Source organism: Stenotrophomonas sp. 3diitr2024 (assembly GCF_042136455.1).
Taxonomy (GTDB): Bacteria; Pseudomonadota; Gammaproteobacteria; order Xanthomonadales; family Xanthomonadaceae; genus Stenotrophomonas; species Stenotrophomonas sepilia.
The window spans coordinates 1-3251 of record NZ_JBHHMJ010000766.1 but is presented as its reverse complement, the minus strand read 5'-3'; the positions used below and the strand labels follow the sequence as shown (position 1 = coordinate 3251).

At 67.7% G+C, this 3251-nt stretch carries 3 protein-coding genes; 1 reads left to right on the top strand and 2 read right to left on the bottom strand.

The features are described 5' to 3' along the window. Window positions 1-451 precede the first annotated feature (451 nt). Window positions 452-838 carry a DUF4440 domain-containing protein gene (locus tag ABGA94_RS20295; RefSeq protein ID WP_005417047.1) on the bottom strand — a complete coding sequence of 129 codons (387 nt, stop codon included), beginning with the start codon at window positions 836-838 and terminating at the stop codon, window positions 452-454. Further along, window positions 835-2196: an MFS transporter gene (locus ABGA94_RS20290; protein ID WP_065196113.1), complete on the bottom strand. Its 1362-nt coding sequence runs from the start codon at window positions 2194-2196 to the stop codon at window positions 835-837. Before ABGA94_RS20290 ends, ABGA94_RS20295 begins: the two co-directional genes overlap by 4 nt. A 105-nt stretch (window positions 2197-2301) precedes the next feature. Between ABGA94_RS20290 and ABGA94_RS20285 the strand changes: the two genes are divergently transcribed. Next, window positions 2302-3198 carry a LysR family transcriptional regulator gene (locus tag ABGA94_RS20285; RefSeq protein WP_375367990.1) on the top strand — a complete coding sequence of 299 codons (897 nt, stop codon included), beginning with the start codon at window positions 2302-2304 and terminating at the stop codon, window positions 3196-3198. The last annotated feature ends 53 nt before the right edge of the window (window positions 3199-3251 follow it).

The window sequence follows — 3251 nt, the reverse complement described above, 5'->3', positions numbered from 1 at the left end:
AAGCGGCGCTGACTGTGCGATCAACTGGGTATAGCCGCGACTGGGTAGAGTCGACTGTTGGTCGACTGACTTTCGTACAGCCCACGAAAACCCCGCGCTTCGCGCGATAGTCGACCAACGGTCGACTCTACCTCGCTGGCGTCTACGCCTCAGCGCGACTGCACGAAACCGGCGTACAGCGCGAACAGCTGCTGGAAGTACCGCCGCGTCACTCGATTGCGCATGACACCCTCGCCGATGGGAAGTTGGTCGGGCCCAGGGTGGGAAGGCCGGTCCGGTCCCTTCCCACGGCCGGGCCGCGTGGGCGTATTGGGCCGCAGCGGCGTTGCAGGGAAATGACCGGGCAGCGTAGCGCGTGTGGCACAGACCGGAGTAGGACCGGCCGCTGGCCGGCTGCCGTCGTGTATCTGAGCACGATTGGGGTTGCCGGCCAGCGGCCGGCACTACCCGATCAGGCTGCCGTTACTTCATGCAACGCCAGCCAACGCCAACGGCCGTCTTCCTGCCGCAGCACGGCCAGTGCTTCACGCCAGGCCATCCCACCTTCAGCAACGCCCTGCCCTTCACGGTAGCGCAGCATTGCCAACGGTGCCGGCACCGCAATGAACTGCAGGGCATCGATTTCGATACACAGGCCCGGGCGGGCACCGTGGCCGCCAGCGAACATGCCGGCCAGTGCTTCGCGGTCCAGGCGCTGCCCAGCAATACCGACCATGCTGAAGTCGGTGCAGAAATGATCCATCAGCGCATCCAGCGTACTGGCGGCTGCTTCCGCACGGAACCAGGCCTGCAGCTTGGCGATCAGATCATGGAACTCGTTCTCTGCGGTCATCGTCATTGCATTGTCTCGGGTTGGGAAAGAGAGATCGATTGCGAACGGCGCAGCAGCGCCATCGGCAGCAGCGTCATTGCAGCGGCCAAACCCAGCGCCACGCTGGTGGCGCGTGCCGGCAGCCATTGCATGGCCAATGCCAGCAGCAGTGCGATGGCGGCGGTGCCGAGGCAGAAGCTGAGCTGGCGGTTGAGGTTCCAGAGTGCACTGGCATCGCCCAACGCCTCACCTTCCACGCCATGGAAGGCCAGCGTCTGCGCGGTGCTGCTGCACAGGCTGCCGCCGGCGCCCATCAGCGCGAACAACAATCCGGCCAGCACGAAGGCCGGCTGCGGCAGCAGCGCCATCAACAACAGGCCGCTGGCCTGCAGGAGCATGCCGGCGCGCAGTACCGCGGCCGGACCGAAGCGAGCCAGCAGGCGCTTGCTGGCCATGATCGCGATGGCCGCAGCCAGCGCCCAGGGCAGCATCAGCGCGCCGATGCGTGCCGCGCTGTAACCGGCGTGGTGCAATTGCAGGGTACTGACCAGTTGGCTGCCGATGAACACACCGGGTACGGCGAGATACACCAGCATCGCCAGCCGCAGCCCGCGATGGGACAGCAACGACCAGCGCAGCAGTGGCTGCGCCTGCCGACGTGCATGCCGCAGGTGCGTCGCCGCCAGCAACAGCGCGGCCAGCAGCAACACGGCACCTGCACCGCGATGTCCCGATTCGCCCAGCCAGGTCAGCGCCAGCAGCAGCGCGCCCAGCGCCAGCATCGCGGTGGACAGGGCATAGGCCTGCAGGCGCGGCGCACTGCGCGCGCAGTCGGCCGGCATCCAGGCCAGCACCAGACCGATGGCCACCACCGCCAATGGCAGGCTGGCCCAGAGCACGCCGCGCCAGGACAGCCACTGCACCAGCAGCCCGCCCAGTGCCGGTGCCAGGGCCGGCACCAGAAGCGCCACCAGCAGGATGCGACGGGTCAGCGCGCCACGTTGCCCGGCCGTGCATTGCCGGTACGCCGCGGCTTGCGCCACGGGAATCAGCAGACCGCCGGCCAACCCCTGCAGCAGGCGCCATCCGAGCAGCCAGCCGATCCCCGATGCGGAACCTGCCAGCGCAGCGGCAACCGCGAACAACAGCAACGCCACCAGCAGCAAGCGACGCTCGCCACAGCGCGCGGCCAGCCACGGCGCCAGCGGAATCACCACGCTCAGGCCCAGCATGTACGCCGTGCCGACCCAGGCCAGGGTGCTGACGTCGGCGTGCAGCTCCGCTGCCAATGCCGGATAGGCCACCGTGGCGATGAACATGTTGACCAGATCCAGGGCGAATACCAGCAGGAAGATCGCCTCATGGCGCAGGCGGGGGGACGGCATCGGCGGCGCTCCAGCGAGGAAGCAGCCAGCATGCCGTCCGGACCCCATTGGAAAAACACGACGGCAGCTGCAACACTGTCAAATCTGTTTTGACAATGGATCGCCATGGTCAGCCTTGATCGCTTCGATATCTTCCGTGCCGTGGTCGAAGCCGGCAGCCTGACCGCTGCGGCCGATCGGCTCGGCCTCAGCCGCGCGGTGGTCAGCTTCAACCTGAAGCGGCTGGAGCAGGAGCTGGGCGTGACCCTGCTGTTGCGCAGTACCCGCCACCTGTCCCTGACCGAGGCCGGCGAGCAGTTCCTGCAACATTGCGTGCAGGCACTGGATGCTGCGCAGGCGGCGATCGATGCCGCGCGCCGCGACCAGCACCAGCTGCAGGGCGTGCTGCGCCTGACCACCACACCGGAGTACGCCCAGCTACGCCTGATTCCCGCGTTGGAGGCGTTCCGCGCGCAGCACCCGGCCCTGCAGCTGCACCTTTCAACTTCTCCAGCGCCAGCGGACCTCATTCCCGAACGCTTCGACCTGGCGATCCGCCTCGGCCGCCTGCCGGATTCGGGCCTTCACGCCAGTGAACTGGAGTGCCACCCACTGTGCGCGGTGGCCGCCCCCTCGCTGCTGGCGCGCCTGCCCTCTGCCGAGGCTGCCGATGACCCGGCACAGCTGGGCACCCTGCCCCGCCTGGGCTATCCGCGCCTGGCCGATGTGCCGGTGATCGCGCCTGATGGCAGCGGCGCCCTGTTTGCCACCAACCCGGGCAACGCGGTGGTACGCGTGGATGGTGCCAGCAGCCTGCGCGCGTTCGCCCTGGCCGGCGCCGGGGTCACCGTGCTGCCACGCTGGCTGATCGAGGACGACCTGGCCCAGGACCGGCTGCGCCCGGTGCTGCGCCAGCACCGCTTCCCGCAGCAGAGTGTCTACGCGGTCTACCCGCACAGCACGCAGCCCTCACCGAAGGTACGGCAGCTGATTGATTTCCTGCGCGACCGGTTCGCCACATAAAAAGGGGACGGAGGGGATTAAGTCGTTTATGCATAAACGACTTAATCCCCTCC